Origin of the sequence: Ornithinimicrobium sufpigmenti (assembly GCF_004322775.1) — a bacterium.
Taxonomy (GTDB): Bacteria; Actinomycetota; Actinomycetes; order Actinomycetales; family Dermatophilaceae; genus Ornithinicoccus; species Ornithinicoccus sufpigmenti.
The window spans coordinates 266,165-291,631 of record NZ_CP036403.1 but is presented as its reverse complement, the minus strand read 5'-3'; the positions used below and the strand labels follow the sequence as shown (position 1 = coordinate 291,631).

Here is a 25,467-nt window from a genome sequence, read left to right as displayed (position 1 = left end):
CGCGGCGCCCGCGTCACTCGCGCCGGGACGGCGAGGACGGGGTCACCAGCGCCCGGACTGGTCGGCGTCAGGCCTGGGGCGGTCGCGGGTCCCCCGGCTCGTCGTACCAGCCGCCGTGCTCCTGGGCCAGGTCGGTGAACCGCTCGCGCAGGCCCTCGTAGGCCCCGCCGCCGGAGGTGTCCGGGAGCCTGGTGTCGAGCACGTAGACCGCCCACTCGACTTCCAGGTCATCCTCGCCGTGCTCCTGGTTCCGGGCCGCCTCCCGGACCACCCGCACGTGCTCGAAGCCCTCCTCGCGCAGCTCTTCCGCGATCTCCTCGGCGATCTCCCGGTCGGGCAGGATGATGAGGTGCTCGCTGCCCGGGTGCATGGTGCTCACCGGTCGAGGGTATGCCGTGCCCCGCCTGTCGAGGGTGCGGACGGCACGGTCGTGCCCCTCCCGGCGTCGGATGCAGACAGCACGGGCCACGAGCGAGGATCTCGCCCGCGGCCCGTGCGTCGTTGGCGCTCTGGCACGGCGAAGCCTCCGGTGGCTCCTGGGTGCCTGTGGAGGCGTCGCTCACTGCGACACGGCCCAGATGTGGGCCAGTCGCGCGCGCAGCGAGGGCTGCGGGGCGGCCGCGACGTGGCGACCGCGCCGGCTGCGGGTGGCGCGGCCGCCTCGCTGCTGCGTGAGCGCCAGCTGCAGCTCGCGCTCACGCTCATGAGCGGTGCTCCGCGCGACGAGCTGGTCCAGATAGGTGTTCATCAGGTTGTCCTCCTCTCCCGCGGTCGGGTCCGACGTGCGTGCGGGCAGGCGACAGCCACGTCAGCGCGCCTGGTGCGCGTTGTGTGCGTTGGGCGCGTTGTGCGCGGGTGCGCGCGTGATCCGGGCAGCTGCCCAGCTGCGCCCGGAGGTCGTCACGCAGCCACGCTGCGCGACGCGGACAGCGTCGTCGAGGACGCCTCACCGGAGCCGGTGCCGCCGACGGCACCGGCCGCTCGCGTGGACGAGCGGGCTAGTACGCTCCGCCGACAGGCACGGGCCCCATCACCGTGTTCCTGGTCATGCGGACCACCCTGCCCCACGCCCGTCTCCGGCCGCAACGGGTTTTATCCGCGCGGCCCGCGTCAGCCGTCGCGGTGCAGCGTCAGCGGCTCGGGCGCCCGTAGCCACGGGAGCGTGGCGAGCAGGCAGACCACCCCGGTCGTGGCGAACGCCGCCCCGAAGCCGAGCGTGTCGGCGACCACGCCGACCAGGATCGGCCCGACGATGGCCCCCACGTCCTGGGCCATCTGGAAGGTGGAGAGCACCCGTCCGCCGCTGCGCTCGTGGCCGATGATGTCGGCGACCGTCGCCTGCTGGGACGGGTTCACCAGGCCGGCGCCCACGCCGGAGACCAGGGACAGGGCCAGCAGGAGCCCCAGGCTCGCGGAGTCCGGAACCCGGTCGGAGGTGACCACCCCCATCGCGCCCATAGAGATGCCCAGCACGACCAGGCCCACCAGGATCGGCGGGCGTCGCCCCACCCGGTCGGACAGCCGCCCGGAGAACTGCAGGGTCGCCGCGGTCCCCACCGCACCGACCGCCAGCACCACGCCGGCGACCCAGGGTTCGTCCAGGACCGCCGCCGCCAGCAGGGGCAGCAGGGCGTTACGAACGCCGAAGTTGCTCCACCCGTTGGCCACCGCGGAGACGAGCACCGCACGGTAGGCACGGTGCTCCCAGGCCTCCGCCAGGGTCATCACCGGACGGTTGGCGGCATCGGGAGCGGGTCGTAGCCGGGCCCCGCCCAGCCCGACGGCCACCACCGCGGCGGCGACCAGGAGGAGGACTGCATACAGGATGAACGGTGCCCGCATCCCCCACTGGGCGACGAGCCCGCCGAGCAGAGGGCCGGCCATGCCGCCGATGAGGAAGGCCGAGCCGTAGGCCGACGAGACCCGGCCACGGCCGCTCGGTGGCGCGAGCCGCACCAGGAGTGCCATCGCCGAGATGGTGAACATCGTGGACCCGATGCCGCCCAGCCCGCGGAAGGCCAGCAGCTGCCAGTAGGACTGCGCGAACGCCGACGCCAGCGAGGACAGGGCGACGATGATCAGCCCGCTCAGGTAGACCGGCCGCTCGCCCAGCCGCTCGACGAGGGCGCCGCCCGCGGGGGCGAAGACCAGGCGGAAGAAGGCGAAGGCGGAGACGATCACCGACGCCGCGGTGACCCCGACGTCGAAGGACCGGGCATAGGCCGGCAGCACCGGCGAGACGATGCCGAAGCCGATCGCGATGACGAACGCGGCGCCGACGAGGATCCAGATCTCGCGCGGGATGGGGATGCGCGCCGTGGAGGGAGGGGTGGTCATGCGGATGTCGCCCGGAGGTGCTCGCGCAGGTAGGGCAGGGCGTAGTCGACCAGCCCGTGACCGGCGGGGACGATGAGCTCGCGGTCGATCAGCCGGGTGCGCTGCATGTTCTGGTTGCCCTTGCTCACGCCGAGCCGCTCGGCGATCTGGCCGGTGGAGGACGGCCCGTCGTCCTGCGCCATCGCCTGCAGGTAGGCGCGCTGGCCGGGCGGGACACCGCGCAGCGCCGGCGCGTGCACCAGCCGGCCCATCCGTTCGACTACCACGGGCAGGGTCCCCCGCACGTCGGCGAGGGTGATCACCTCGTCCCTGCCCGCAGCCCGCCAGGCGTGGTAGCCGACCAGCTGCAGCAGGTAGGGGTAGCCGTGGACGATCGCCACCAGCTCCTGCACCGCCTCGGCGCTGATCACCCGGCCCGCGGCGCGCACCGTCGCCACCGCGGCCTCGGCGACCTGGTCGTCGGAGAGCGACTCCAGGTTGATCCGCTCAGCGCGCCGCAGGAAGGTCGTGCCCGGCTGCTCGAGCAGGGCGTCGATGCCGATCGGGAGCCCCGCCGCCGCCAGCGCCACCTCCTCGTCGTCGCGGACCAGGTGCTGGTACGCCGAGGCCAGCCGCGCCAGATCCTCCGGCGGCGCGGCCTGCACCTCGTCCAGGGTCAGCAGGAGGCCGCCACCTCGCTCCTTCACGATCCCGGCCAGCCGGGTCAGCATCCGGGTCAGCGACGGGGCGACCGGGAACCGCTCGGTGACCTCCGTGGAGATGCTGCCCAGCGGGCTGATGCCGCCTCCGGTCACCCGGCGCCGCACCGCCTCCGGGTCGTGCTCGCTCAGCAGTGACGGCAGGACGGTCTCCTCCAGCTCGGTGACCAGCCGTGGGCCCTCCGGCAGCCGGAGGACCAGCCATCCGCGGCTCCGGGCGCGGTCCTCCAGCTCGCCCAGCACCACGGTCTTGCCGATGCCCCGCGCCCCGCTCACCAGCACCGCCCGCATCGGTGAGCCCGGGCCCTCGTCGAGGGCCACGTCGAAGTCGTCGATCAGCCCATCACGTCCGGCCAGGACGCGCGGGCTCACCCCGAAGCTGGGGCGGAACGGGTTGCGGGTCGCCAACCGACCTCCCTCTCACGTCGTTATACCTGTTATACCCCAGGTATGTCGTTATACTTGTTATACTGTTCGACGGTCCGCGGATGCCACGCCGACGACGCGAGCAGCCAGCCTGCTCCGAGCACGACGAGCATGGCACGGCCCACCGACAGAGCGGTGTCAGAACTCCAGCTCGGCGACCAGGGCCGGTAGCGCGGTCGCCGCGGTGGCCCGCCAGGTCACGTCGGCGGCCTCACTGACCTCAGTCTCCCGGGGGTTGATCTCGACGACCGGCACGCCCCGGGCACCGGCCAGGTGCGGGATCGTGGCGGCCGGGTGCACCAGTCCGGAGGTGCCGACCACCAGGACCAGGTCGGCGCTCTGCGCGGCCTCGACCCCGGCGTAGAACTCCTCCTGCGGCAGTGCCTCCCCGAACCAGACGACGCCGGGTCGCACCAGGCCTTCGCACCGCTGGCACACCGGCGGCTCCAGGTGGGACACGGGCTCGGGCACCGACGGGTACTCCGCCTCGCTCGGCAGCCCGCAGCCGCTGCAGCGCAGCGCGAACAGGCTGCCGTGCACGTGGGCGAGCACCTCGCTCCCCGCCCGCTCGTGCAGGTCGTCGACGTTCTGGGTGACGACGGACAGGGAGACACCGGGTCGCCGCTGCCAGTCGGTCAGCGCCCGGTGCCCGGCGTTCGGCTCGGAGCGACGGACCAGGTCGGCCCGCCAGGCGTACCACGCCCACACGTGCCCAGGGTCCTCCGTCCACGCCTCGGCCGTGGCCAGCTCCATGGGGTCGTAGGCCTCCCACAGCCCGACCTGGACGTCCCGGAACGTCGGCAGCCCCGACTCGGCCGACATCCCGGCGCCGGTGAGCACGCAGACCCGTCGGGCGTGCCGGGCCAGGTCGAGAACGCGGGGCGGCACCGTGAGGTCGTCGGTCATCCTGGCTCCTTGGCGGTAGGCCGTGCAGGCCGGGTGGGGTGGACGGGCGGGGCTGCGACGGGAGGTCGCCCGGCCGTGCGTGCAGCCTTGCCGACCCTAACGCGGTCGGGGCCGGTGTCGTCCCGCGCCCCGGGCCTGACTACGGTGCGGACCACCGACGAGAGAACATGGAGCACGCATGCGCACGCACGGGACCGCCGTGACCCTGACCGGTCTGCTCAGCCTGGCCCTGGTGGCCGGCTGCTCCGGTGGTGAGGGGACCGGTTCGCCGACCGGTCCAGCGACCCCGTCGGTGACGGCGGCTCCCGCTCCCGCGGAGCCCACGACCGCGACCTCCTCCGCCGAGCCGGACGCAGGCGACGACGCGACCCAGGAAGCCCCTGGTGAGAACAGCACGGAGGACGTGGCGGAGGACGTCACCGGCGAGCCCGGGACAGGTGTCCCCGCGGACGAGGAGCCCACGGTGACCGGCCCCGCAGGTCCGACGGACCCGGGCGCGGGTGAGGACCCCGGCGAAGACGGCTCAGCGGGAGGCGACCCGGCCGACCCGCCGGCCGACGGTCTGGCCGTCCCCGAGGGGTCCGGCTGCACGCCCGGGGAGGGGCCGCTGCCGGACGGGCAGTGGTACGGCGAGGTGGACGGGGCAGACACTGCGGGCGTGCAGCTCGACCTTCAGTGCTTCTTCCTCGGCGAGGAGGCGGACCGGGCGGCGCTGGAGGACGGCGAGGTGATGGTGCCCGTGCCCAACGGCTACTACGTGCGCAACACCGACCCCGCGGTGCGAACCTTCGACGTGGCGGCGGGCACCCAGGTCCTCCACTACCCGACGGGCGACCCGGCGACGGCGCGGGTGCTGGGCTACGCCGAGTGGGCCGGGCTGGTCAGGGACGGCCAGGTCCTCCTGCTCGGGGTCTGGCTCACCGTGGACGACGGCGCGGTCGTGGCCGTCGAGGAGCAGTGGACACCCTGACCCTCGCCCCGCACGACATACCCTGAGTCGGTGACCGACCTAGAGCCCACCGTGAGCGGCACCGCGCTGCTGTTCGAAGGCGGGGGCATGCGGGCGTCCTACACCTCAGGGCTGGCGGTCGCGCTGCTGGAGGCCGGGCTGCACCTGCCCTGGGTGGGCGGGATCTCGGCCGGCTCGAGCACCACCGCCAACTACGTCTCACGGGACCCCTGGCGGGCCAGGCACAGCTTCACCGACTTCGCCGCCGACCCGCAGTTCGGGGACTGGCGGACCTTCGTGCGGGGGCAGGGACTGTTCAACGCCCGCTACATCTACGAGGAGACCTCGCTGCCCGGGCAGGCGCTGCCCTTCGACTGGGAGACCTTCGCCGGCTCCGGCGCGGCCGTGCGGATCGGTGCCTTCAACGCCACCCGGGGCGAGCAGGTGCACTGGGGCCGCGAGGACCTGCGGACCGTGCGCGACCTCATGGTGCGGGTGCGGGCCTCCTCGACGATGCCGCTGGTCATGCCTCCGGTGACGATCGACGGCGAGGTGTTCGTCGACGGCGCCCTCGGACCGGCCGGCGGCATCCCGCTGGACGCGGCCAGGGCCGACGGCTACGAGAGGTTCCTGGTGGTGCTCACCCAGGAGCGTGGCTACGTCAAGCCTGCCCGGGCGCGGGGAGACGCCCTGGTCCGGCGGTGGTTCCGCAGGATGCCGGCGGTCGCGGAGGCGCTGCGCGCCCGCCCCGCCCGCTACAACGCCACCCGCGAGGAGCTGTGGGAGCTGGAGCGGGCCGGCACGGCATACCTCTTCGTGCCCGAGCGGATGCCCGTCGGCAACGGCGAGCGCTCCGTGGCCACGCTGCGAGCCAGCCACGAGGCCGGTCTGGCGCAGGCCCGGCGGGAGATCCCGGCGATCCGGGAGTTCCTGGCGTGACGCGCGCTGGCGTGCACACCCTTCATCGCACCGACAGTGCCGTCCTGACCATGGGCAGCTGAGCGGGAGCCGGGCCAGCGCGGCGACGAAGGCACCGCATCCCACCACCGCTTCCGCCAGGTGAGGCGCCTAGCTCATCTGCGAGACAGACAAGGTCCTGCACCACGGACAAGGCCCCCGACGTCGTCTGTCGTGCAGGACGTTGCCTGTCTCAGGCTCCGGCCATCGATCCGGCGCACGCGCCCCTGACCTACTCCAGCTCCTCCGCGTCGTGCACCAGCAGCGCGATCTGCACCCGGTTGGCCAGGCGCAGCTTGGCCAGGATGCTGGAGACGTGCGCCTTGACCGTCGGCACCCCCATGTAGAGATCGCGGGCGATCTGGGCGTTGGCCCCGCCACGGGCCACCGCCCGGGCGACCTCGAGCTCCCGCTCCGTGAGCTGCGTCAGGCGGGCCCGGGCCTGCTGCGCCCGCCGGTCGCGGGCGGACCCGGCGCGCTGGCCGGCTCGCTGGTCGTCGGCGACGTGCCGCACCAGCAGGGCCGCCACGGACGGGGACAGCGCGTGGTCGCCGCCCGCCACCTCGTGGACGGCCGCGACCAGCCGGTCCGGCGGGGTGTCCTTGAGCACGAAGCCGCGGGCTCCGGCGCGCAGCGCCTCCATGACGTAGGCGTCGGCGTCGAAGGTGGTCAGGATGAGCACCTTGGCCTCCGGGTGGGCCGCGAGCAGGTCCCGCGTCGCGGCCAGCCCGTCGGTGCGGGCCATCCGGATGTCCATGAGGACCACGTCCGGGCGGTGCGCCGCCACCAGCGCGAGGACCTGGTCGCCGTCCTCCCCCTCGGCGACGACGTCGACCCCGTCCGGGCCCCCGAGCATCATCCGCAGCCCGGCCCGCACCAGCGGGTCGTCGTCGACCAGCACCACGCGTGGCCGTGCGCCGTGCGTCATGCGCGCTTCACCCCCGTCTCATCCGACGTCATCCCGGCCTTCATCCTGTCTTCCTCCCGCTGCCCGGCCAGGGCAGCCAGGCCCGCACGACGAAGGTGCTGATCTCGACACCGGCCGAGAAGCGCCCGCCCGCGAGCTCCACCCGCTCGGCCATTCCGGTCAGGCCGCGGCCGCCGGACGGCAGCGTACCCTCCGGCACGGCCCCCGCCGGGTTGCTCACCTCGATCGTCAGCCCGTCGCCGGCCCGCCCGCCGATCCGCACGGTCACCGTCCTGCCCGGAGCGTGTCTGCGAGCGTTGGTCAGCGCCTCCTGCACGACGCGGTAGGCGTGCCGGCCGGTGCTGGCCGGGAGCGAGACGGACCGGGGCCACAGGTCTTCGTCCGCGCGGAGCCGCACCTCCTGACCGCTGCTGGTCACCTCCGCCACCAGCGCAGGTATGCCGCTCAGCCCCGGCTGGGGCGCCTCCACCGGACGGCCCTGCTCGGGCGTCTCTCCGTCCTCGCGCAGGACTCCGAGCACCTCGCGCAGCTCCTCGAGCGCCTGGTGCGCACCGGCCCGCACCACCTCGGCAGCTTCGGCCCGCTCCTCGTCGGACAGGTCGGGACGGTGGGCCAGGACACCGGCGTGCATGGCCACCAGCGAGAGCCGGTGAGCCAGCACGTCGTGCATCTCCCGGGCGATCCGCGCCCGCTCGGCCAGCTGCGCCTGGGCCACCCGTGCCGCCTGCTCGCTCCCGGCCGTCTCCGCCTGCCTGCGCCAGCTGGCGACCAGCTCGCGGCGCGAGCCGGCGTTCCAGCCGATCAGCACGACCACCCCGTAGAAGAGGACGATGAAGGCGACGAAGACGAGGGTGTCCAACAGCCAGCCCTGGCCCGTGAGGCTCCCGCGGAACTCCGCCGGCACCGTCCACGGCGCGATGGTCTCCTCGTGCGCGATCCCCGACAGGACGTGGACCAGCCCGACCCAGACGGTCGGCAGCAGACGTCGCTGGGTGGCCAGCGAGGCTGCGGCCAGCAAGGCTGCGGCGGCCCCGGAGATCGAGACGGCGGAGAGCGCCGCGGTGACCAGCGCGACGGCCACCGGCGCCCTGCGCCGGTAGGCGGTGATCCCCAGGATGAAGTGCCCGACCAGGAGGTCGATCAGCAGCAGGGTGACGGCCGGGCCCATGGCGACGTCGAACTCGTCGTTCTCGGCAGGGAGCACCAGCGGGGCGATGGAGAAGAGGAAGAGCAGCATCCCCAGCGCCCAGGCCACGAACAGCCGCCAGGCGTTCTTCCACAGGGGCAGCCGCTCGAAGGACGCCTTCGCCGACGGCACGTCCGCAGCGCCCGGCAGCGGGCGGGCGGAGGTGGACGGCATACCCCGATGCTAGGTCGCGCCCCGCACGCCACACACCGTCCTTCGGCCGCGCCACCCCCTACTTCGGTATGCGCGCGGCTCCCTGATCGCCGACCAAGGAGACCCGAGGCGCCGACCCCTGACCGATGTGGAGGGTCCCGGCATCGCCCAGGCTGGTCCCATGATCCAGATCGAGAACCTCACCAAGCGCTACGGCTCGTTCACCGCCGTGGACGACATCAGCTTCACCGCCCGCTCGGGGAGGGTCACGGGCTTCCTCGGGCCCAATGGCGCGGGCAAGTCCACCGCGATGCGGATGATGGTTGGCCTGACCACCCCGACGTCGGGGACCGCCCGGGTCCTGGGCCGCGACTACCGCTCGCTGCCCACCCCCACCCGCCACGTCGGGGTCATGCTCGACGCGACCGCCCAGCACCCCGGACGCACCGGTCGGGAGACGCTCGCGCTGGCGGCGGCGATGGCGGGGATGCCGCGCGGCAGCGTCGACGCCGCGCTGGAACGGGTCGGCCTCACGCCCTCCGAGGCGGGGCGCAGGGTGGGCAACTACTCCCTCGGTATGCGGCAGCGGCTCGGCCTGGCCGGCGCGCTCGTCGGCGACCCGCAGGTGCTCATCCTCGACGAGCCGGCCAACGGCCTGGACCCCGCCGGCATCCGCTGGATGCGCGGCCTGCTGCGTGACTACGCCGCCGACGGCGGCACGGTCCTGCTCAGCTCGCACCTGCTGCACGAGGTCGAGCAGATCGCCCAGGACCTGGTGATGATCGGCCGCGGCCGGATCGTCGCGCAGGGCACGAAGGACGAGCTGCTCCGCGGGGGCGGCACCATCGTCGGCTCGCCCGACCGCACCCGCCTCGCCGAGGTCCTGCAGCACGCCGGGCACCAGGTCACCACGCGCCCTGAGGGCGACCTGGTCACCACGGCCACGGCGGAGGAGGTCGCCCGGCTCGCGCTGGCCGAGCAGGTGCTGGTCACCGAGCTGCGCAGCGCCTCCGGCGGCGGGCTGGAGGACATGTTCCTGCAGCTGACCGCAGACGACGCCCGCGAGGGCGTCACCGAGGGGGCGGCGGCGTGAGCACGCCGAGCCGCCGCCCGACGCGAGAGCAGCAGCCCGCCCCGACGCAGACCCATGCCGGCACGACCTACCAGGAGCATCCGATGACCACCACCGACACCCACCCCGATTCCTCCGCAACCCCGGCGGGCACGGCGGCACGGAAGGACGACGCGGCGCACCCGCGGCTGGCGGACGTCAGGGGTGTGCCCTTCTCCACCCTGCTGAAGGTCGAGCTGCGCAAGCTGGTCGACACCCGGGCGGGGCGCTGGCTGCTGATCTCCATCCTGATCATCACGGCTCTCGCGATGGGGATCACGCTGTGGGTCAACCGCGACAGCGGCACCCAGCTGTTCCCCCTGCTCGCCGCGGCCAACATCCCCCAGGCGCTCCTGATCCCGATCCTGGGCATCATGACCGCGGCCAACGAGTGGAGCCAGCGGACCGCGCTCATCACCTTCACCCAGGAGCCCCGACGGATGCGGGTGATGCTGGCCAAGACCGTCGCCGCGGTCCTGCTGGGGCTGCTCGTCCTGGCCCTGTCCATCGGGCTGGCCATGGCCGCGCACGCGGTCTCGATGATGGTGGCCGACGGTGGCCAGGTCGACCTGGCGATGGGCTGGACCTTCCTCGGGCACCTGCTGGTCCTGCAGGTCCTCGGCGTGCTCATGGGTGTCGCCTTCGGCGCCCTGCTGCTCAACGTGCCGCTGGGCATCGTCGCCTACGTGCTGGTGCCTACCCTGTCCCCGCTCCTGTTCATGGCCACCGACTGGCTGCGGGAGAACGCCGCCTGGTTCGACCTCGGCCTGGCCCAGGCGGGCCTGCTGAGTGACGAGGCGCTGTCCTCGACGGAGTGGGCGCAGATCGGCACCACGGCCGCGATCTGGATCCTGCTCCCGCTGACCATCGGCTCCTGGCGGGTGGCCCGCAAGGAGGTCAAGTAGTCAGACGGGTGGGCGCCGGGGCGCCGGGTGGGATCTGACGAAGACGCGCGTTGTGCACCGGCAGGGTGGTGCACAACGCGCGTCTCGTCCGTGAGCCCTTCGGCTCGCGTCAGTCGTCGAACGGCCAGCCCTGAGGACGCCACAGGGTCAGCGCGGTGCTGGCCGAGGTGCCCCGGGGGCGGGTGCCGGCGCGCAGCGCCACCACCTCGCCGGTACGACCGGCGGCGAAGACGCGCTGGGAGCGCCCCACAGCCTCGCGCAGCGCGTGGTTCTCGGCGGTCAGCTCCGCCAGCCGGGCGCGCATCGCCTCGACCTGGGTCTCCAGGTCGAGGATGCGCTGGATGCCGGCCAGGCTCACACCCTCGCTGGACAGGCGCTGCACCTCACGGAGCCGGTCGACGTCGCGGGCCGAGTAGCGCCGGCCGCCACCTCGCGTGCGCGAGGGTGTGACCAGCCCGAGCCGGTCGTACTGGCGCAGCGTCTGCGCGTGCATCCCGGCCAGCTCGGCCGCCACCGAGATCACGTAGACGGGGGTGTCGCGGTCGATCATCGCCCTCACGTCGCCCCTCACGTCCTCGCTCGTCGCAGCAGCTCGGCCCGCGGGTCAGTGTCGCCGTCTTCCGCCTGGAGGAGCTCCACGGCCTCCCGTGCCTGGTCGGAGAGCCGCTGGGGCACCACGACCTGGACCTTGGCGAGCAGGTCGCCGGTACCGTTCTTGGTCTCGATGCCGCGCCCCTTGACCCGTAGCACCCGCCCGGAGGGGGTGCCGGGGGCGACCCTCACCTTGACGGAGGAGCCGTCGAGCGTGGGCACCTGGACGGTCGCGCCCAGGGCGGCCTCGGCGAAGGTGACGGGTACGTCGACGGTGAGGTTGAGCCCGTCCCGGCCGAAGACCGGGTGGGGCGTCACCGTGACGTGCAGGTACATGTCGCCGGGCTCACCGCCCTGCACCGGCGAGGGCTGCCCCTTGCCGCGCAGGCGGATCTTCTGGCCGTCCTTGACTCCGGCGGGGATGCGTGTGGTCACCGTGCCGCCATCGGGCTTGCTCAGCGTGACGGTGTCACCGTTGACCGCAGCCCTGAAGTCGATGGTCGTGCGCGCCTCGACGTCCTGACCGCGGGGCGCAGCGCGGCGGCCGAAGCCACCCTGGCTGCCTCCGGGGAAACCCCCGGGGAAGCCCTGCTGACCGCCGAACCCGCCGCCGCCGAAGGCACCGAGCAGGTCCTCCAGGTCGATGCCACCACCGCCGGTCTCGAACCGGACGTTCTGGGCCCCGCCGGCGCCGCCGAACATCTGGGCGAAGACGTCCTCGAAGCCCCCGCCGCCGCCGGCGCCACCGGCACCGGCGGTGAAGCGGGCGCCGCCGCCCATGGCGCGGACGGCGTCATACTGCTTGCGCTTCTCGGGGTCGGAGAGGACCGCATAGGCCTCACCGACGTCCTTGAAGCGCTGCTCCGCCGCCTTGTCCCCCGGACGGGAGTCCGGGTGCCACTCGCGTGCCAGCTTGCGGTAGGTCTTCTTCAGGGTCTTGTCGTCGACGTCCTTCTCGACGCCGAGGATGGCGTAGAAGTCCTTGTCCATCCAGTCCTGGCTCACCATGCGGTCCTCACCTCCCTGTCATCTCCTGGTCATCCTCTCCCACTCCTGCGTGGGTATGTCGTGCCTGCCCCGCATCGGGGTCAGCTGGGGTCGGCGACCGCCACCCGCGCGGCGCGCACGACCTGGTCGCCGATCTTGAAGCCAGGCTGCATCACCTGGACGATCGTCATCTCGGTCGCGCCCTCGGGGAGCTCGACGCCGGGACTGTCGGCCGGCATGTGCATCAGCGCCTCGTGGACGGTCGGGTCGAAGACCTCGCCGACGAAGCCGGTGCGCTCGACGCCGAAGCGACCGAGGGTGGCCTCCAGCTTGTCGGCCATGGCCGCGAACGGCGTGCCCTCCTCGAGGTCGCCGTGCTCCCGGGCGGAGTGGATGTCGTCCAGCAGGGGCAGCATCGCCTCGACCACGGCGCCGGTGGCGCGGGTCCGGTCCGCCTCCCGCTCCCGCTGGGTGCGGTTGCGGAAGTTGACGAACTCGGCCTGCATCCGGCGCATCTCCTCCAGCCGCTCGGCGGCCAGCTGGGTGTCCGGGTGCAGGTCACCTTCATCGGCTTCTCCGTCGGCGGCAGGGTTGCCAGCGGGGCTGCCGGCGGGGTTGCCGGCACCGGCCTGCTCGGCGGAGGCCGCCTGGGCGTCTTCGGGCGCGGTCGGCTGCGGGTCCGCCACCTGACGGGGCTGGCCGGTCTCGGGGTCGATGCGGCGCTTGTCGCGGATCACCGGGCCCTTCCCGGCGGCCTCCTCCTCGGAGGGGCCGCCGGTCGGGGTCCTGTTGACGTCCGTCACTTGGAGTCCTCGTCGTCCACGACCTCGGCGTCGACCACGTCACCGTCGTCGCCGGAGCCGCCGGCCGCGTTCGGGTCGACGTCGGCCGCACCGGTCGCGTCCTGGAAGCCGGCGCCGGCACCCGCCGCACCGTCCTGCTGCGCGGCATACATGGCCGAACCCATCTTCTGGGACTCGGTGGAGAGGGTCTCCATCTTGGTCTTGATGTCGTCCAGCGACGCACCGCTGTCGGCCTTGAGGGCGTCCTTGAGGTCGGTCAGCGCCGAGTCGACCGGGCCGCGGGTGTCGGCCGGGACCTGGTCGCCGGAGTCGGCCAGGAACTTCTCGGTCGAGTAGACCAGCTGCTCGGCGGTGTTGCGCAGCTCGGTCTCCTCCTTGCGCTTCTTGTCCTCCTCGGCGTGCGCCTCGGCGTCCTTGATCATCCGCTCGATCTCGTCCTTGGGCAGGGCCGAGCCGCCGGAGATCGTCATCGACTGCTCCTTGCCCGTGCCGCGGTCCTTGGCGGAGACGTGCACGATGCCGTTGGCGTCGATGTCGAAGGTGACCTCGATCTGCGGGACGCCGCGGGGGGCCGGGGCGATGCCGGTCAGCTCGAAGTTGCCGAGCAGCTTGTTGTGCGCGGCGATCTGCCGCTCACCCTGGTAGACCTGGATGCCCACCGACGGCTGGTTGTCGCTGGCCGTGGTGAAGACCTCCGAGCGCTTGGTCGGGATGGCCGTGTTGCGCTCGATCAGCGTGGTCATGATGCCGCCCTGGGTCTCGATGCCCAGGCTCAGCGGGGTCACGTCGATGAGCAGGACGTCCTTGCGGTCGCCCTTGAGGACACCGGCCTGCAGGGCGGCGCCGACGGCGACCACCTCGTCCGGGTTGACGCCCTTGTTGGGCTCCTTGCCACCGGTGAGCTTCTTGATCAGCTCGACGACGGCCGGCATGCGGGTGGAGCCACCGACGAGGACGACGTGGTCGATCTCGTTGACCGAGATCCCGGCGTCCTTGATGACCTGCTCGAAGGGCGCCTTCGTGCGCTCCAGGAGGTCGGAGGTCATCTGCTCGAACTGGGCGCGGGAGAGCGTCTCGTCCAGGTGGATCGGGCCGTTCTCACCCATCGACAGGTACTGCAGGTTGATGTTGGTGCTGGTCGAGGACGACAGCTCCTTCTTGGCCTGCTCGGCGGCGTCCTTGAGACGCTGCAGGGCGATCTTGTCCTTGGCCAGGTCGACACCCGACTGGTTCTTGACCGTGGTGACCAGGTGGTCGATCACGCGCTGGTCCCAGTCGTCACCACCGAGCTTGTTATCGCCGTGGGTGGCGCGGACCTGGATGGTCGCGAAGCCGTCGTCGGCGTCCTTGCCCACCTCGAGCAGGGACACGTCGAAGGTGCCGCCACCGAGGTCGAAGACGAGGATCAGCTCGTCCTCCTTGCCCTTGTCCAGGCCATAGGCCAGGGCCGCGGCGGTGGGCTCGTTGACGATGCGCAGCACGTTGAGGCCGGCGATCTCGCCGGCGTCCTTGGTGGCCTGGCGCTCGGCGTCGTCGAAGTAGGCGGGGACGGTGACGACCGCGTCGGTCACCGGCTCGCCGAGGTAGGCCTCGGCGTCGCGCTTGAGCTTCATCAGCACGCGGGCGCTGATCTCCTGCGCGGTGTAGGCCTTGCCGTCGATGTCCTGGGTCTTCCAGTCGGTGCCCATCTCGCGCTTGACCGAGCGGATGGTCCGGTCGACGTTGGTGACGGCCTGCCGCTTGGCGACCTCACCGACGAGCACCTCGCCGTTCTTGGCGAAGCTGACGACGGACGGGGTGGTGCGACCGCCTTCGGCGTTCGCGATGATCTCCGGCTCACCGCCGGTGAGCACGGCGACGGCCGAGTTGGTGGTGCCGAGGTCGATGCCGACTGCACGTCCCATGTGGTGTTCTCCTTGGTCTGCGGTGCGCCGCACCCGGGCCGGGCGCAACGCGGGGTTGACACGTCTGCACTCAACCTACGAGGAGGCTCCCCCGAGTTGTCAAACCGAGGCTCATCGAAGTTGAGTTCATCAGGCTCAACCTTGGGTCGGGCCGGTTCATTCCCGCCTCGACCGGGACGCGCTGGCCGGGACGTTTGTAGGAACCCCGATTTCGTGTCACCGTCTCAATTTCGTGTCACCGGCGTGTCACCGCGTCTCAGTTTCGTGTCACCACGCCACACTGAGCTCGTGGGTGCGAAGGACCCGATGGACACCGAAGTTCGCTACGTCGATGTCGACGGCGAGGTGGTCACCACGTCGTTGCGGCAGCTGGACCTCCACCAGGCCTCCACCGCGCTGCCGGTGCGTCGGCCGAGGTCGCACGCGCGGCAACGTCACTACTCGGGCCGATTCTGGTCGGCGACCACGCGTGGGCACGTGCCCTACGAAAGCCGCTTGGAACTTGATCGGCTGTGGCTGGCGGATTTCGATCCCGGTGTGCGATGGATCGCCTCACAGCCGATGTGGTTCGTCGGGTTTGACGAGGGGGTCGCGCGTCGGCACGCGCCGGACCTACTGCTGACCGACGAGTGAGCCATCCCGGGGTGTCCGGAGACCTGATCCGTTGGAAGGATGCAGGTCATGGCAAGACCGTCGAAGTACAGCCAGGAGTTCCGCGAGCGGGCGGTGCGGCTGGTGCTGGAGCAGCGTGAGGAGTACGCCTCGGAGTTCGAGGCGATCCGCTCGATCGCGGCGAAGTTGGGTATCGGCTCGGCCGAGACGTTGCGTAAGTGGGTCCGCCGTGCGGAGATCGACTCCGGCACCCGACCCGGCGTCACGACCGCTGAGCACGAGCAGATCAAGGCGCTGCGGCGGGAGAACGCCGAGCTGCGGCGCGCGAACGAGATCCTGAAGGCCGCGGCGGCTTTCTTCGGGGCCGAGCTCGACCGGCCCGGGCGCAGGTGATCGCCTTCATCACCGAGCACAAGGACCACCGGGTGGGCGATGGCCTGCGGTGGGGTGTCGAGCCCTTGTGCGCCGTGCTGAGCGAGCACGGCATCGGCATCAGCCCCTCCACCTACTACGAGTGGGTGAACCGCAAGCCCAGCGCGCGGGCGCTGCGCGACGAGCAGGTCACCGAGCTCATCCGGGCCGAGCGCGCTTCCTCGAAACTGGTGGCCGGCCTCGGCAGTCGCAAGATGTGGCTGCGGCTACGCGGCAAGGGCCACGACGTGGCCAGGTGCACGATCGAGCGGCTCTACCGCGCTAACGGCTGGGAAGGCGCCCAGTACGGCAAGAAGCCCCGCACCACCATCGCGGACAAGCACGCGCGGCGGGCGACGGACCTGGTCAACCGTGACTTCGACCCGCCCGCGCCGAACCGGCTCTGGGTTGCCGACTTCACCTACGTGCCGACCTGGCTGGGCATGGTCTACGTCGCGTTCGTGATCGACGCCTTCTCCCGCCGGGTGATCGGCTGGCGGGCGGTCTCGGAGGAACAGCTTCGTCTCGACCGCGACCATCCTGGGGAAAGCACCCATCAGTGACCCTTCCGATCAGTGGCTGGGGAGTGGTCCGGGGCCCGTCCCGTCAGGGTCAGGAACGCGTCGTCGAGCGTCCCCTGGTCGGCGCGCAGATCCATGGCCACCACCTGGGCCCTCGCGAGGGCCTCTGCGACGCTGCTCAGGAGCTGGCCCCGGCCGGTGACCACCCAGCGGCCCTCCCTGACGTCGACCTCGGTCACCTCGGGCAGCTCGGTGAGGACACTCTTCTCCAGCGGCCGACCCACGCGGAACCGGACCTGCTGCACCGCGCTGGTCCGCGCGATCAGCCCTGAGGGCGTGTCCAGTGCAGCCACCCGGCCACCGTCGATGACGGCGATCCGGTCGCTGAGGCGCTGTGCCTCATCCATGAAGTGCGTGACCAGGAGGATCGTCACGCCCGTGTCACGCACCCGCTCGATGAGGGTCCAGGTGTCCCGCCTCGCCTGCGGGTCCAGCCCCGTCGTGAGCTCGTCCAGGATCGCGACCTTGGGGTTGCCCACCAGGGCGAGCGCGATCGACAGGCGCTGCTTCTGGCCTCCTGAGAGGGCCCGGTACTGCGTGTTGCGCTTCTCGGTGAGACCGAGCAGCCCCATGAGCTCGCGCCAGTCGGCGGGGTCACGGTAGAAGGAGCTGTAGAGGTCGAGCGCCTCGGCGACCCTGATCGCATCGGGAAAGCTGCTCTCCTGCAGCTGCACCCCGAGTCGCTCACGCACCTCGGCCCGGTCCTTGACCGGGTCGAGTCCCAGGACGGAGATCGAGCCGGAGTCGGGCGTCCGCAGGCCGGCGATGCTCTCGACCGTGGTCGTCTTGCCGGCGCCGTTGGGCCCGATGATGCCGAAGATCTCCCCCTCCTCCACGGAGAACGAGACGTCGTCGACGGCAGGGTGCTGCCCGTAGCGCTTGTGCAGATGTCGCACTTCAACGGCGGTCATGGTGCGAACCTACGAGCGCACCGCTGCCTCCACATCCACCGTCACGGCCGAGCCAGGGTTGATCCGCGCCTCCACCGTTCGGTGGATCGCCGGGGCCTTGTCGCAGGGAGCCCTCGCGGTCCTCACCGATGCCGGCCTCGACCCGCGTCCGGCTCCCGACCGACAGCATGGCGCTGACCGGCTGACCGGGTGGGCCGCTGCAGAGCCCATACTGAGAAGATGACATCACGGTCCAGACCTCAGCGGCGTCACCTCGCGTCGAGCCCCTTCAAGCCAGACGTCGTGCCCGAGATCGAGACCTTCGAGCTGCACGACCGAGTCTCACACCAGTCGTACGGGCTCGGGCGGGTGGTGGGCACCGAGAAGGCAGCGGTCACCGTGAACTTCAGCAACCGCACCGAGCGCATCGTCAGCCCGTTCCACAAGCTGGAGAAGCTGTAGGCGGCAGGACGTCCTCGCCGGAGCGATGACGCTGGCCCTGGCGCCAGAGCAGGGTCGCGTCGCGCACGGCTGAGCGGGTCGTAAGGGTGCAGTAAGGTCGCCACATGCGAGGGGATGACGCATCAGGGGCCACCGCGCAGAGCTGGTTCGTCAGGGCTGACCGCCGCTCGGTGAGCGGCAGTTTCGACGACCGGGAGACCGCCGGTTCACGGCGCCTGACGGCCGCCCTGGGACTGGCGTTGCGGCCGTCGCCGGCAGCGGTGCTGGACCTCGGCTGTGGCGGGGGCGAGCTGATCAGCGACCTCCGGGCGTTGGACCGCGACGCGGTCCTCGTGGGCCTCGACCCCGCCCCCGAGGCGGTGGCGGCCGCCACCTCCCGGCACGCCGGCGATCCCGCGGTCCATATCCTGGCGGGCACCGCCGAGCGGCTCCCGGAGGCGCTGGCCGCGCGCGGGTATGACGGGCCGCGACACTTCGACCTGGTGCTGTGCCACCTCAACCTCGGGCTGTGGAGCGACCCAGGGCAGGGGCTGCGCCAGGCGGTGTCCCACCTCGGCGCAGGCGGGACGCTCTACCTCGTGGACGTGGCTGCCCCGCAGGACGAAGCGGACCGCGAGCGTTTCCTGGACCTGGCCCGCACCCCGCAGGAGCGTGCCTATCTCCACGACCAGCTCGCGGCATCCTTCGACGTCGCGGCCCTGGACGATCTGCTGCGCCGGGCTGCGGCCGAGGCGGGGGGCTCGGCGGTGGTGCACGTCGCCCGGGGCGGGTTGGCCGGGTATCCCTACGACTCCGCGGAGGCGGCCGACCTGTGGACGGCGCCCGGGGTGGCCCAGGCCGTGGCCGCGTTCGACGGCGACGAGGCGGCGACCGCCAAGGCCGATACCGTCCTGTACGCCCGACTGCGCCGGCCATGACGGTGAACGCCGAGGAGCGGGAGGGGACCGGACCCGGCTGGCACGCGTTCTTCGGGCTGACGCTCGGCGTCGCCGTCGTGCTCGCGCTCGCTGCGGCGGGGTGGCCCCGCGCGGCCCTCGTCATCGTGGGCGCCGTGGTGATCGTGGCCGGGTATGTCGTGAACGCCCGCGAGGACGGTCGGGCGGCCTACCACGACCTGCTGCTCATCGGCTCCTCGCTGCTGGGTTGCGCCGTCGTGGCGGTCGTGACCCCAGCCGCGGCGCTGCTCCTCCCCGCGCTCGTCCCGCAGCTGTTCTGGTTCCTGCCCCTGCCCCGGGCCCTGGCCAGCGTGACCGCGCTGTTCGCCCTGTGTGTCGGGGCGCTGCTGCTCCATCAGGGAGCCTCCGGCCAGCCAGCCCTGGTGGCCCTCGTGGTCGGCTTCGTCTTCAGCCTGATCGCCGGCACCTGGGTCTCCCAGATCGTCTCCCTCAGCGAGTCACGGGCGCAGGCGCTGCGCCACCTCGCCGCGACCCAGGCCGACCTCGCGGAGGCCAGCCGGCAGCAGGGCGCCGCCGCTGAGCGCGCACGGATGGCTCAGGACGTCCACGACGGCGTGCTGCAACGGCTCACGGTGACCCGGATGCTGCTCGAGGTCGCCCACCAGCGCCAGGCGGGCAGCGGCGCGGTCGCCGACGACACCCATACCGCGATGGCCTACGAGCAGGTGGTCAGCGCGCTGGGCGAGCTGCGCGGTCTCCTCGCGCGGACGGCGGAGGACGACCTGGAGGAGGACGACTTCGAGCGTTCGGTCACCATGGCCGTGCAGGCGGTGACGACGGCCACCGGTCTGCGCTCCCAGGTCACGGTCGACCTCGAGGGCTGCTGCCCGTCACCGGTGGCGCGCGGGGTCATCCTGCGGGTGCTGCGGGAGGCCCTCTCCAACACGGCTGCGCACGCCCGGGCCGGCCGCGTCGAGGTGAGTGTGCGCCCCGACGGCGAGATGCTGCTGCTCGAGGTGACGGACGACGGCGCCGGCTTCGACCCCGACGCCATCGCCCCCGGCCGCAGCGCCGGCCACGGCTTCGGCCTGGGTGGCATGCGCACCCGGGTCCGCGAGGCCGGCGGGGTGCTGCTCCTGGACACCGAGCCAGGACAGGGCACGACCGTCTCGGCCATGGTGCCGCTCGACGCGGCCGGCACGGCGGCACCGGCAGAGGCGGGCCGATGACCCCGTTGCGGGTGCTCGTCGTCGACGACCACGAGATCGTCACCACCGGCCTGTCGCTGCTGCTGGGTGAGTCCGGCGAGATCGAGGTGGTCGCCAGTGTCACCGACCCCCGCGACACCCTCGCCGCCGTCGCCCGCACCAGCCCGGACGTGGTGCTCACCGACCTGTCCATGCCGGGGATGACCGGCACGGACCTCATCGCCCAGCTGCGGGACGCGCACCCGGACGTGCCCGTCCTCATCCTGTCAGCCACGTCCAACCCGGTCGAGATCGCCAACGGGATCCGGGCCGGCGCCGTCGGCTTCGTGCCCAAGCACGCCTCCCTGAGCGAGATCAGGGGTGCGCTGGCCCAAGCCTCCCGCGGCGAGATGGTGGTCTCCCCGGAGGTCGGCGCAGCACTGGCCCGGCATCTGCGGGAGCCGCAGGAGAAGGCAGCGTTGAGCGAGCGGGAGCGGGAGATCCTCACCCTGGTGTCGCTCGGCATGACCAACGGGCAGATCTGTCGGCGGCTGTACCTGTCCGAGGCCACCGTGAAGACCTACCTCGCCCGGTGCTACACCAAGCTCGGCGTCAACGACCGGGCGGCCGCGGTGCGCGCGGCGATCACCCAGGGGCTGATCGACCCGGAGGGCTGAGGCCCGGTCACCAGTCGACCGCCGGGTCGAGGGCGGGTGCCGCACCGGTCCCGGCTCCTGCTGTCGACTCGCGAGCCGCCCGTGTCGCCAGCGCGGCGCGGCGTTCCACGGCCAGGTTGTGGACGGCGTGCAGCAGGGCTGCCGCCGTCACCCCCAGGTGGCTGGCGACGCCGTGCAGCACAGCCCCGGTGAGCAGGTGGTAGGGCCAGCGACGGGGATGCGCCGGCGCGTGCAGCAGGGCGAACATCACCACCGACCACGCCGGCGTCCGCACGCCGCGCCAGATCACCTCTTCGGCCGTTGCCACGGAGCAGGTCAGCGCGGGGGCTGAGGCTGGCCTGGGAGCGCCCAGCCAGATCCCCGTCGCGACGGCGGCCAGGGTCCCTCCTCGGTGGCCGCGCGCCGCGGCGAGCGCGGCCAGCAGGAGGGTCGCCACGTCATACGTCCGCTGCGGGTGGCGGGTGCAGGTCTCGACCCAGGCCGCGGGCCCACGACCCCGCGCCCCCGCAGCGATCGCCCAGGGAACCAGCCCGTGGACCAGCGCCACCGGGGGCGCGGAGGCGCCGACCCGGGCCGGACGGGCCGGGCTCATCAGCCCGGACGCCCGACCGGCACCAGGTACAGCGGCACCTGGTCCACGCCGCAGAAGCCCAGCAGCTCATTGACCTCGTCGTCGCAGAAGCCGCCCAGCGGCCGGGCCGCCAGCCCCATGGCCGCGCAGGTCAGCAGCAGCGTCTGGCAGGTGTGGCCCGCCTCCATGAGGGCGAACCGGACCGCCCGTGGACCGTACTTGAACCGCGACCGCCACGGCATCATCGCCACCACGAGGGTCGCCGGCGCAGCCAGGACCATCTCCTCCTGCAGGGCGGCGCGGGCCAGCGCCGGCACGTCCGCGTCCCGGACCCGGGTCAGCAGCGCCGTGCCGGAGCTGGGCATCTCGACGTGGTACAGCCCCGGCGCCAGGCCCCGCACGTCCCGGACCACCACCCACAGCTCGAGCGGGTTCAGCGCCCCGGCGGACGGAGAGGGACGGCGTGGCGGCCCGCCGTGGGCCGGGCCGGTACCGGGCTGCGGCTCCCAGGCGTGGCGCAGCAGCGTCGACAGCTCCGCCAAGGTCAGCGGCTCGGCCGAGAAGTGCTCCGCGCTGACCCGTCGCCGCAAGACGTCACTGAAGGCGGCGGCGACGGGCTCTGGCTCGGGCAGCTCGACGGCGTCCCGGGACAGGTGGCGCTGGCCGGCGCGGGCGACGACCGGGTGCATCTCGGGCGTGGTCTCCAGGATGCGTACTCCGGGCGCGTCCCAGCCCATGGCGTCCCGGTGGATCTTGGTCGCCTCGACGAAGTCCTCGGCGACGTCACCTGGCGCCGGCACCTCGCCGTAGACGATGTCGACCAGGTTGGCGCCGTGGATGGAGTCGGTGATCATCTCGTTCTTACCTCCAGGGGGTGGGACGTGGCCTCACGGGAAGGGGTGCGGCCACGGGTTGAGGTCGCTGAAGTCGAGCGGGCGGTCCAGGACCCCGACCTCGAAGGCCCGCTCCCGCAGCCGGCGGCTGCCGAGCAGCCGGGTGCGGTAGCCGCTGTCGAGCGGGCTGAGCTGCGGGGAGAAGACCTTCGCCACGACGAGGCCGCCCTCGGCGACGTCGGGGCTGGTCACGTCGCAGGCCACGGCCCGCACGCCCTGCGGGGTGAGTCGCGCCATGACGTTGCGCACGATCCGACCGGGGGTGTCGCCGTCGACGGCCGGGAGCGCCGAGAGCGGCACCGTGACCGGTAAGGCGTCCAGGAACGAGGCCGCCTCGATGGTCGCGGGGTGCAGCGAGAGCCGCACGTGGTCGTCGAAGTCGTGGACCTGGTCCAGGCCCTCCGCCGGGTCGATGACCGCACCCTCCCGTTGCTCGGCCTTGGCCCAGGTGCGCGTCTGGAAGGCCTCGATGACTGCCTTGCGGACCGCGGTGGCCGGGTCGGCGGAGGCCGCGGCGCCGAGCGCGAGGGGGGCGACGCCGCTGCCGTCGTTGCGGACCACCGCCAGCACGGCCGGCACGTCCACCAGCACCGACATGTCGACCAGCGTCACGTCGAGGCCCGCTGGGTCGACGTGGTCGGCGAAGAACCGGCGCAGCTCGGGGGAGGACGAGACGTCGACGCGGGGCAACGACAGCCGGCCGTACCAGGTGGCCATGAAGGCGTCGCGCTCGACGACCTCCAGCAGGCCCGACAGGACGGCCTCCTCCCAGGTGCAGGCGCACGCCATACCGTTGCTGGTGGCATAACCGATCGGGGTGTCACCCAGTGCGCGGCCGATCAGGTGGACGAGCTGGGCGGGCACGGCGACCGGGTGGCCACCGACCAGGTCGGTGCCGGTCACCCACTGCAGCCGGGTGCGGTCGGTGAACGGGGAGAACGGGCACTCCGGGTCGGCGAGCTGCTCGGGCGCCAGGAGCGTCAGCTCGTCGGGCCGGACGTGGTCGACACCCTGGGCCGCGAGCTCGGCAGGCGTGGCGGGGGTCAAGGTCAGCGGGTCGACGTAGGCGCCGCTGTAGCGCTCGACCGTCTCGCCGATCGCGGCGGCCCGTGCCTGGCGTGGGTCGCCGGCGCCGCCGCCGTTGAGCTCGTTGCAGGGGGCGCCGAGCAGCCAGGTCGACTCGCACGCCTGCGCACCCACGCCGGCCATCCGGATGTCGTCCACGTCGTGGAGCTGTTCGAAGAGCCGGTGCGCGACCCCGACCAGCGGGGAGGCGAAGGTGGCCAGCCGGTCCCAGCCGACCGCGGGGTCGGTCCAGGGGGTGTCGGTGCACAGGGTGGGTATGGCGCGGGTGGGCGGCGCGGTCATCAGGCCGGTGGTCGATGCGCCCGTGATCGTCGCCGTCACGGCCGCTCACCACCGTGGAACCACACCTGGGGCAGGCCGCGCCCGGCCGTCGGCGAGCAGGCCGGGCAGCGCGGTACCCGCAGCACCCGGTGCTCGGAGACGTCGACGCCGGGTCGGGCGGGCTCGATGCTGGCCAGGGAGCCGGGAGCGCTCATCGAGGAGTGGTCGCCGAGCGCCACCCGTTCCAGCACCTTCTCCGCCGCGAGGGCGGCGGTGAACCACCCCATACCCAGCAGCTCGACCCGAGGGGTGCTCGTGGGCACCGGCTCGGCGGTGCTCAGCTCGCCGATGATGCGCCGGTCCGGGAAGTTGGCGTTCCTTCGGAGCAGGTAGCAGCGGAAGCAGGCCGAGGAGCCGGGCACGACATACGGCCCGACGACCGAGCGCCCGGCGTCGTCCGGGACGACGGCCAGCCACGGCGCACGGTGCTCCAGCGCCCACTCGTTGTGGTCCAGCAGGACCGGGTCGGTGAGCGACTCCCCGACGACCACGGTGACCGCGGCCGCGCCAGGGATGTCGGCGCCGCACCTGCCGGCCTCCCGGTCCGCCACGACCCGCGGCCCGGCCTCCTCGACGATCTGGCGGATGCGGTCCGCCACCGTGCCGCTGCCCACCACGGGGATCGTCGACCCGCGCAGCGCCCGGTCGATGTTCTGGATGGGTAGCGCCTGCCCGCAGCGGTCCCAGAGCAGGCGGGCCTGCCCGCTGGCCCGTGCCACGGCCGGGTCGGTCGTCACCAGCCCAGCCTCGGTGAGCAGCGCGACGAAGGCGTGCCACTCCGGGCCGGCATCGGCGGGGACCGGTAGCCGGGGGCCGCGGGCGGAGCGGACCAGGGTCTCGACGAGGTCGACCGCAGGGGCGCCTGAGATGGTGCGGACCTCGGAGTCCTTGGCGACCAGCAAGGTGTCGCCGGACCGGAGCAACCGGGTGCGCGGGGCGAGCGTGGGGGAGGTCATGGAAGCTGCCTTTCGTTCTTGCGGGCGCTGCCGACGGAGAGCAGGTAGATGGCTGCGCCGATGACGAGGCCGATGGCCGCGGAGGTCAGCGCGTGGCCGGTCGACTGGGTGATCAGCCAGACCACCAGGCCGCCGAAGACGCTGAGGCCCAGGGCCAGCAGGATCGGCGCGAGGACGAGATCGTTGCGCGAGGGTGACATGGTCGATTCCTTCCGTCGCTCTGTGTCGTGTCGGTCAGGGCGCCCCTGTGGTGTCGGTCAGGGCGTCGCGTGGTGCGGTCAGGGCGCGCCGTGGGTGGGTCAGCGGAGCATCGCGAGGTCGGCCACCGCCGTGGCCCAGTCGGTGGGCTCTCGCCCCAGCGCCCGTCGCACCGTCTCGGCGCCACGGCCGGTGCGTCCGGCGAGGGAGCCCACCCACTGCTGGTGGCCGACGACGGCGGCGGCACTGGCCGCCCCGAAGACCTGCTGGAGCCGGGCCAGCAGCTGCTCGGGCGGGACGGGGACGAGTCCTGGAGAGGTTGCGCCGAGCTGGCGCGCGTACTCCTGCAGGAGCCTGGTCACGGTGACCTCCTGACCGCCGGCCACGTCGAGCACCGCGGCGGTGCGGCCGGTGCGCAGGGCCGCCGCGGCCACGGCGACGGCGTCACGCGCCGCGAGCCAGGCGACCGGCTCCGCCGGGTACGCGTGGTGGATGGGCAGCCCCGCACGCAGCGCGTCCTCGTAGACGGCCAGGTCCTCGACGACCGGCGCCAGCCGCAGCACCACCGCGTCCGGGGCCGCCTGGCGCGCGTACCGCTCGCGGTCCGCGAGGACCTGCGCATAGGCGGCGTGGCGCCCGGGACCGTCGATCCCCAGGCTGGACAGGAGCACCACCGGCCCTCCGGTCGCGAGGGCCTGACGGAGGTGGTCGCGCCAGGACTCGTCGGTGCTCCACAGGTCAGCGAGCACGGCGCCCTCGGGGAGGTCAGCGGTCTCGGTGCCGTGGGCCTGCCGAGCGGCGCGGAGGATGCTCTCTCGCTGGGAGCGGACGGTCAGGCTGTTCGCGGCAAGGGCGGGGGTGGCCGATGGCATCGACACGGGCATC

27 protein-coding genes and 1 pseudogene are annotated in these 25,467 nt (G+C 72.7%); 10 read left to right on the top strand and 18 right to left on the bottom strand.

All coding sequences use genetic code 11. From position 1 onward, the window contains the following. Positions 1-67: 67 nt before the first annotated feature. From ESZ52_RS01370 to ESZ52_RS01350, 5 genes are all read right to left on the bottom strand, one after another. Positions 68-370 carry a ribonuclease E inhibitor RraB gene (locus ESZ52_RS01370; protein ID WP_131106354.1) on the bottom strand — a complete coding sequence of 101 codons (303 nt, stop codon included), beginning with the start codon at positions 368-370 and terminating at the stop codon, positions 68-70. A 189-nt stretch (positions 371-559) separates the two neighbouring features. Then, complete coding sequence (locus ESZ52_RS01365) at positions 560-748, bottom strand: hypothetical protein (RefSeq protein WP_131103359.1); 189 nt, start codon at positions 746-748, stop codon at positions 560-562. A gap of 362 nt (positions 749-1,110) precedes the next feature. After that, positions 1,111-2,337 (bottom strand): MFS transporter, encoded by a 1,227-nt coding sequence (locus ESZ52_RS01360; RefSeq protein ID WP_131103358.1) that lies wholly within the window; start codon positions 2,335-2,337, stop codon positions 1,111-1,113. After that, on the bottom strand, positions 2,334-3,443 hold the full coding sequence (locus ESZ52_RS01355) for an ATP-binding protein (protein ID WP_131103357.1): 1,110 nt from the start codon (positions 3,441-3,443) through the stop codon (positions 2,334-2,336). Before ESZ52_RS01355 ends, ESZ52_RS01360 begins: the two co-directional genes overlap by 4 nt. 156 nt (positions 3,444-3,599) lie before the next feature. After that, entirely contained in the window at positions 3,600-4,367 is a 768-nt protein-coding gene (locus ESZ52_RS01350) for an SIR2 family NAD-dependent protein deacylase (RefSeq protein ID WP_131103356.1), read from the bottom strand. Positions 4,368-4,545: 178 nt separating this feature from the next. Here ESZ52_RS01350 and ESZ52_RS01345 point away from each other — a divergent pair, with 178 nt between their 5' ends. Next, the gene (locus tag ESZ52_RS01345; RefSeq protein WP_131103355.1) at positions 4,546-5,337 is read left to right on the top strand and encodes an ICP22 family protein; all 792 of its coding nucleotides are present in this window, start codon (positions 4,546-4,548) and stop codon (positions 5,335-5,337) included. Positions 5,338-5,367: 30 nt separating this feature from the next. Continuing rightward, entirely contained in the window at positions 5,368-6,255 is an 888-nt protein-coding gene (locus ESZ52_RS01340; protein ID WP_131103354.1) for a patatin-like phospholipase family protein, read from the top strand. A 250-nt stretch (positions 6,256-6,505) separates the two neighbouring features. Here the strand turns inward: ESZ52_RS01340 and ESZ52_RS01335 are convergent, their stop codons facing one another. Further along, on the bottom strand, positions 6,506-7,201 hold the full coding sequence (locus ESZ52_RS01335) for a response regulator transcription factor (protein WP_131103353.1): 696 nt from the start codon (positions 7,199-7,201) through the stop codon (positions 6,506-6,508). Between the two features lie 40 nt (positions 7,202-7,241). Further along, positions 7,242-8,561 carry a sensor histidine kinase gene (locus ESZ52_RS01330; RefSeq protein ID WP_131103352.1) on the bottom strand — a complete coding sequence of 440 codons (1,320 nt, stop codon included), beginning with the start codon at positions 8,559-8,561 and terminating at the stop codon, positions 7,242-7,244. 160 nt (positions 8,562-8,721) lie between these two features. On the opposite strand from ESZ52_RS01330, the gene ESZ52_RS01325 reads away from it, so the two are divergent. Together ESZ52_RS01325 and ESZ52_RS01320 are read left to right on the top strand one after the other, a co-directional pair. Then, complete coding sequence (locus tag ESZ52_RS01325) at positions 8,722-9,633, top strand: ABC transporter ATP-binding protein (RefSeq protein ID WP_131103351.1); 912 nt, start codon at positions 8,722-8,724, stop codon at positions 9,631-9,633. An 83-nt stretch (positions 9,634-9,716) separates the two neighbouring features. After that, positions 9,717-10,556, top strand: a complete 840-nt coding sequence (locus tag ESZ52_RS01320; RefSeq protein ID WP_186364092.1) for an ABC transporter permease — start codon at positions 9,717-9,719, stop codon at positions 10,554-10,556. Positions 10,557-10,665: 109 nt separating this feature from the next. On the opposite strand, the gene ESZ52_RS01315 is transcribed toward ESZ52_RS01320, so the two are convergent. The 4 genes from ESZ52_RS01315 to dnaK form a co-directional block, all read right to left on the bottom strand. Beyond that, positions 10,666-11,106 (bottom strand): heat shock protein transcriptional repressor HspR, encoded by a 441-nt coding sequence (locus ESZ52_RS01315; protein ID WP_131103349.1) that lies wholly within the window; start codon positions 11,104-11,106, stop codon positions 10,666-10,668. A gap of 17 nt (positions 11,107-11,123) precedes the next feature. Next, on the bottom strand, positions 11,124-12,155 hold the full coding sequence (locus ESZ52_RS01310) for a DnaJ C-terminal domain-containing protein (RefSeq protein WP_131103348.1): 1,032 nt from the start codon (positions 12,153-12,155) through the stop codon (positions 11,124-11,126). Between the two features lie 80 nt (positions 12,156-12,235). Beyond that, complete coding sequence (locus ESZ52_RS01305) at positions 12,236-12,937, bottom strand: nucleotide exchange factor GrpE (protein ID WP_131103347.1); 702 nt, start codon at positions 12,935-12,937, stop codon at positions 12,236-12,238. Beyond that, positions 12,934-14,841: a molecular chaperone DnaK gene (dnaK, locus tag ESZ52_RS01300; RefSeq protein WP_131103346.1), complete on the bottom strand. Its 1,908-nt coding sequence runs from the start codon at positions 14,839-14,841 to the stop codon at positions 12,934-12,936. Before dnaK ends, ESZ52_RS01305 begins: the two co-directional genes overlap by 4 nt. A gap of 288 nt (positions 14,842-15,129) precedes the next feature. On the opposite strand from dnaK, the gene ESZ52_RS01295 reads away from it, so the two are divergent. Together ESZ52_RS01295 and ESZ52_RS19590 are read left to right on the top strand one after the other, a co-directional pair. Continuing rightward, on the top strand, positions 15,130-15,474 hold the full coding sequence (locus ESZ52_RS01295) for a hypothetical protein (RefSeq protein WP_131103345.1): 345 nt from the start codon (positions 15,130-15,132) through the stop codon (positions 15,472-15,474). Positions 15,475-15,522: 48 nt separating this feature from the next. Then, positions 15,523-16,391, top strand: a pseudogene (locus ESZ52_RS19590) (IS3 family transposase); the annotation flags it as partial. 29 nt (positions 16,392-16,420) lie between these two features. On the opposite strand, the gene ESZ52_RS01280 reads toward ESZ52_RS19590, so the two are convergent. Continuing rightward, complete coding sequence (locus ESZ52_RS01280; RefSeq protein WP_131103342.1) at positions 16,421-17,356, bottom strand: ABC transporter ATP-binding protein; 936 nt, start codon at positions 17,354-17,356, stop codon at positions 16,421-16,423. Positions 17,357-17,638: 282 nt separating this feature from the next. Between ESZ52_RS01280 and ESZ52_RS01275 the strand changes: the two genes are divergently transcribed. From ESZ52_RS01275 to ESZ52_RS01260, 4 genes are all read left to right on the top strand, one after another. Further along, positions 17,639-17,797 carry a hypothetical protein gene (locus ESZ52_RS01275; protein WP_238154306.1) on the top strand — a complete coding sequence of 53 codons (159 nt, stop codon included), beginning with the start codon at positions 17,639-17,641 and terminating at the stop codon, positions 17,795-17,797. A gap of 104 nt (positions 17,798-17,901) precedes the next feature. After that, positions 17,902-18,714 carry a class I SAM-dependent methyltransferase gene (locus tag ESZ52_RS01270; RefSeq protein ID WP_131103340.1) on the top strand — a complete coding sequence of 271 codons (813 nt, stop codon included), beginning with the start codon at positions 17,902-17,904 and terminating at the stop codon, positions 18,712-18,714. After that, positions 18,711-19,922, top strand: a complete 1,212-nt coding sequence (locus ESZ52_RS01265; RefSeq protein WP_131103339.1) for a sensor histidine kinase — start codon at positions 18,711-18,713, stop codon at positions 19,920-19,922. The genes ESZ52_RS01270 and ESZ52_RS01265 overlap by 4 nt, the downstream gene beginning before the upstream one ends. Then, entirely contained in the window at positions 19,919-20,557 is a 639-nt protein-coding gene (locus ESZ52_RS01260; protein ID WP_131103338.1) for a response regulator transcription factor, read from the top strand. The genes ESZ52_RS01265 and ESZ52_RS01260 overlap by 4 nt, the downstream gene beginning before the upstream one ends. A 7-nt stretch (positions 20,558-20,564) precedes the next feature. Here ESZ52_RS01260 and ESZ52_RS01255 read toward each other — a convergent pair whose 3' ends face one another. The 6 genes from ESZ52_RS01255 to ESZ52_RS01230 all read right to left on the bottom strand — a co-directional run bounded on the left by ESZ52_RS01255 (position 20,565) and on the right by ESZ52_RS01230 (position 25,466). After that, positions 20,565-21,149, bottom strand: coding sequence for a CPBP family intramembrane metalloprotease (locus ESZ52_RS01255; protein ID WP_131103337.1), 585 nt, complete (start codon positions 21,147-21,149; stop codon positions 20,565-20,567). Continuing rightward, a complete protein-coding gene (locus ESZ52_RS01250; RefSeq protein ID WP_131103336.1) occupies positions 21,149-21,982 on the bottom strand; it encodes a SagB/ThcOx family dehydrogenase in 834 nt (277 codons plus the stop codon). Before ESZ52_RS01250 ends, ESZ52_RS01255 begins: the two co-directional genes overlap by 1 nt. Before the next feature lie 33 nt (positions 21,983-22,015). Continuing rightward, positions 22,016-23,428, bottom strand: a complete 1,413-nt coding sequence (locus ESZ52_RS01245) for a YcaO-like family protein (RefSeq protein ID WP_131103335.1) — start codon at positions 23,426-23,428, stop codon at positions 22,016-22,018. Then, a complete protein-coding gene (locus ESZ52_RS01240) occupies positions 23,425-24,384 on the bottom strand; it encodes a TOMM precursor leader peptide-binding protein (RefSeq protein ID WP_131103334.1) in 960 nt (319 codons plus the stop codon). The genes ESZ52_RS01245 and ESZ52_RS01240 overlap by 4 nt, the downstream gene beginning before the upstream one ends. Beyond that, positions 24,381-24,584: a hypothetical protein gene (locus ESZ52_RS01235; protein WP_131103333.1), complete on the bottom strand. Its 204-nt coding sequence runs from the start codon at positions 24,582-24,584 to the stop codon at positions 24,381-24,383. The genes ESZ52_RS01240 and ESZ52_RS01235 overlap by 4 nt, the downstream gene beginning before the upstream one ends. 99 nt (positions 24,585-24,683) lie before the next feature. Continuing rightward, complete coding sequence (locus ESZ52_RS01230) at positions 24,684-25,466, bottom strand: hypothetical protein (protein WP_145968816.1); 783 nt, start codon at positions 25,464-25,466, stop codon at positions 24,684-24,686. Between the last annotated feature and the right edge of the window lies 1 nt (position 25,467).

What these genes read in the sequence shown, in the direction of transcription:
- ESZ52_RS01335 (WP_131103353.1), bottom strand. Translation starts at nt 7,201, where the DNA reads ATGACGCACGGCGCACGGCCACGCGTGGTGCTGGTCGACGACGACCCG.
- ESZ52_RS01265 (WP_131103339.1), top strand. Translation starts at nt 18,711, where the DNA reads ATGACGGTGAACGCCGAGGAGCGGGAGGGGACCGGACCCGGCTGGCAC.
- ESZ52_RS01280 (WP_131103342.1), bottom strand. Translation starts at nt 17,356, where the DNA reads ATGACCGCCGTTGAAGTGCGACATCTGCACAAGCGCTACGGGCAGCAC.
- ESZ52_RS01325 (WP_131103351.1), top strand. Translation starts at nt 8,722, where the DNA reads ATGATCCAGATCGAGAACCTCACCAAGCGCTACGGCTCGTTCACCGCC.
- ESZ52_RS01235 (WP_131103333.1), bottom strand. Translation starts at nt 24,584, where the DNA reads ATGTCACCCTCGCGCAACGATCTCGTCCTCGCGCCGATCCTGCTGGCC.
- ESZ52_RS01230 (WP_145968816.1), bottom strand. Translation starts at nt 25,466, where the DNA reads ATGCCCGTGTCGATGCCATCGGCCACCCCCGCCCTTGCCGCGAACAGC.
- ESZ52_RS01250 (WP_131103336.1), bottom strand. Translation starts at nt 21,982, where the DNA reads ATGATCACCGACTCCATCCACGGCGCCAACCTGGTCGACATCGTCTAC.
- ESZ52_RS01365 (WP_131103359.1), bottom strand. Translation starts at nt 748, where the DNA reads ATGAACACCTATCTGGACCAGCTCGTCGCGCGGAGCACCGCTCATGAG.
- ESZ52_RS01240 (WP_131103334.1), bottom strand. Translation starts at nt 24,384, where the DNA reads ATGACCTCCCCCACGCTCGCCCCGCGCACCCGGTTGCTCCGGTCCGGC.
- dnaK (WP_131103346.1), bottom strand. Translation starts at nt 14,841, where the DNA reads ATGGGACGTGCAGTCGGCATCGACCTCGGCACCACCAACTCGGCCGTC.
- ESZ52_RS01370 (WP_131106354.1), bottom strand. Translation starts at nt 370, where the DNA reads ATGCACCCGGGCAGCGAGCACCTCATCATCCTGCCCGACCGGGAGATC.
- ESZ52_RS01350 (WP_131103356.1), bottom strand. Translation starts at nt 4,367, where the DNA reads ATGACCGACGACCTCACGGTGCCGCCCCGCGTTCTCGACCTGGCCCGG.
- ESZ52_RS01315 (WP_131103349.1), bottom strand. Translation starts at nt 11,106, where the DNA reads ATGATCGACCGCGACACCCCCGTCTACGTGATCTCGGTGGCGGCCGAG.
- ESZ52_RS01310 (WP_131103348.1), bottom strand. Translation starts at nt 12,155, where the DNA reads ATGGTGAGCCAGGACTGGATGGACAAGGACTTCTACGCCATCCTCGGC.
- ESZ52_RS01330 (WP_131103352.1), bottom strand. Translation starts at nt 8,561, where the DNA reads ATGCCGTCCACCTCCGCCCGCCCGCTGCCGGGCGCTGCGGACGTGCCG.
- ESZ52_RS01270 (WP_131103340.1), top strand. Translation starts at nt 17,902, where the DNA reads ATGCGAGGGGATGACGCATCAGGGGCCACCGCGCAGAGCTGGTTCGTC.
- ESZ52_RS01255 (WP_131103337.1), bottom strand. Translation starts at nt 21,149, where the DNA reads ATGAGCCCGGCCCGTCCGGCCCGGGTCGGCGCCTCCGCGCCCCCGGTG.
- ESZ52_RS01345 (WP_131103355.1), top strand. Translation starts at nt 4,546, where the DNA reads ATGCGCACGCACGGGACCGCCGTGACCCTGACCGGTCTGCTCAGCCTG.
- ESZ52_RS01320 (WP_186364092.1), top strand. Translation starts at nt 9,717, where the DNA reads ATGACCACCACCGACACCCACCCCGATTCCTCCGCAACCCCGGCGGGC.
- ESZ52_RS01260 (WP_131103338.1), top strand. Translation starts at nt 19,919, where the DNA reads ATGACCCCGTTGCGGGTGCTCGTCGTCGACGACCACGAGATCGTCACC.
- ESZ52_RS01360 (WP_131103358.1), bottom strand. Translation starts at nt 2,337, where the DNA reads ATGACCACCCCTCCCTCCACGGCGCGCATCCCCATCCCGCGCGAGATC.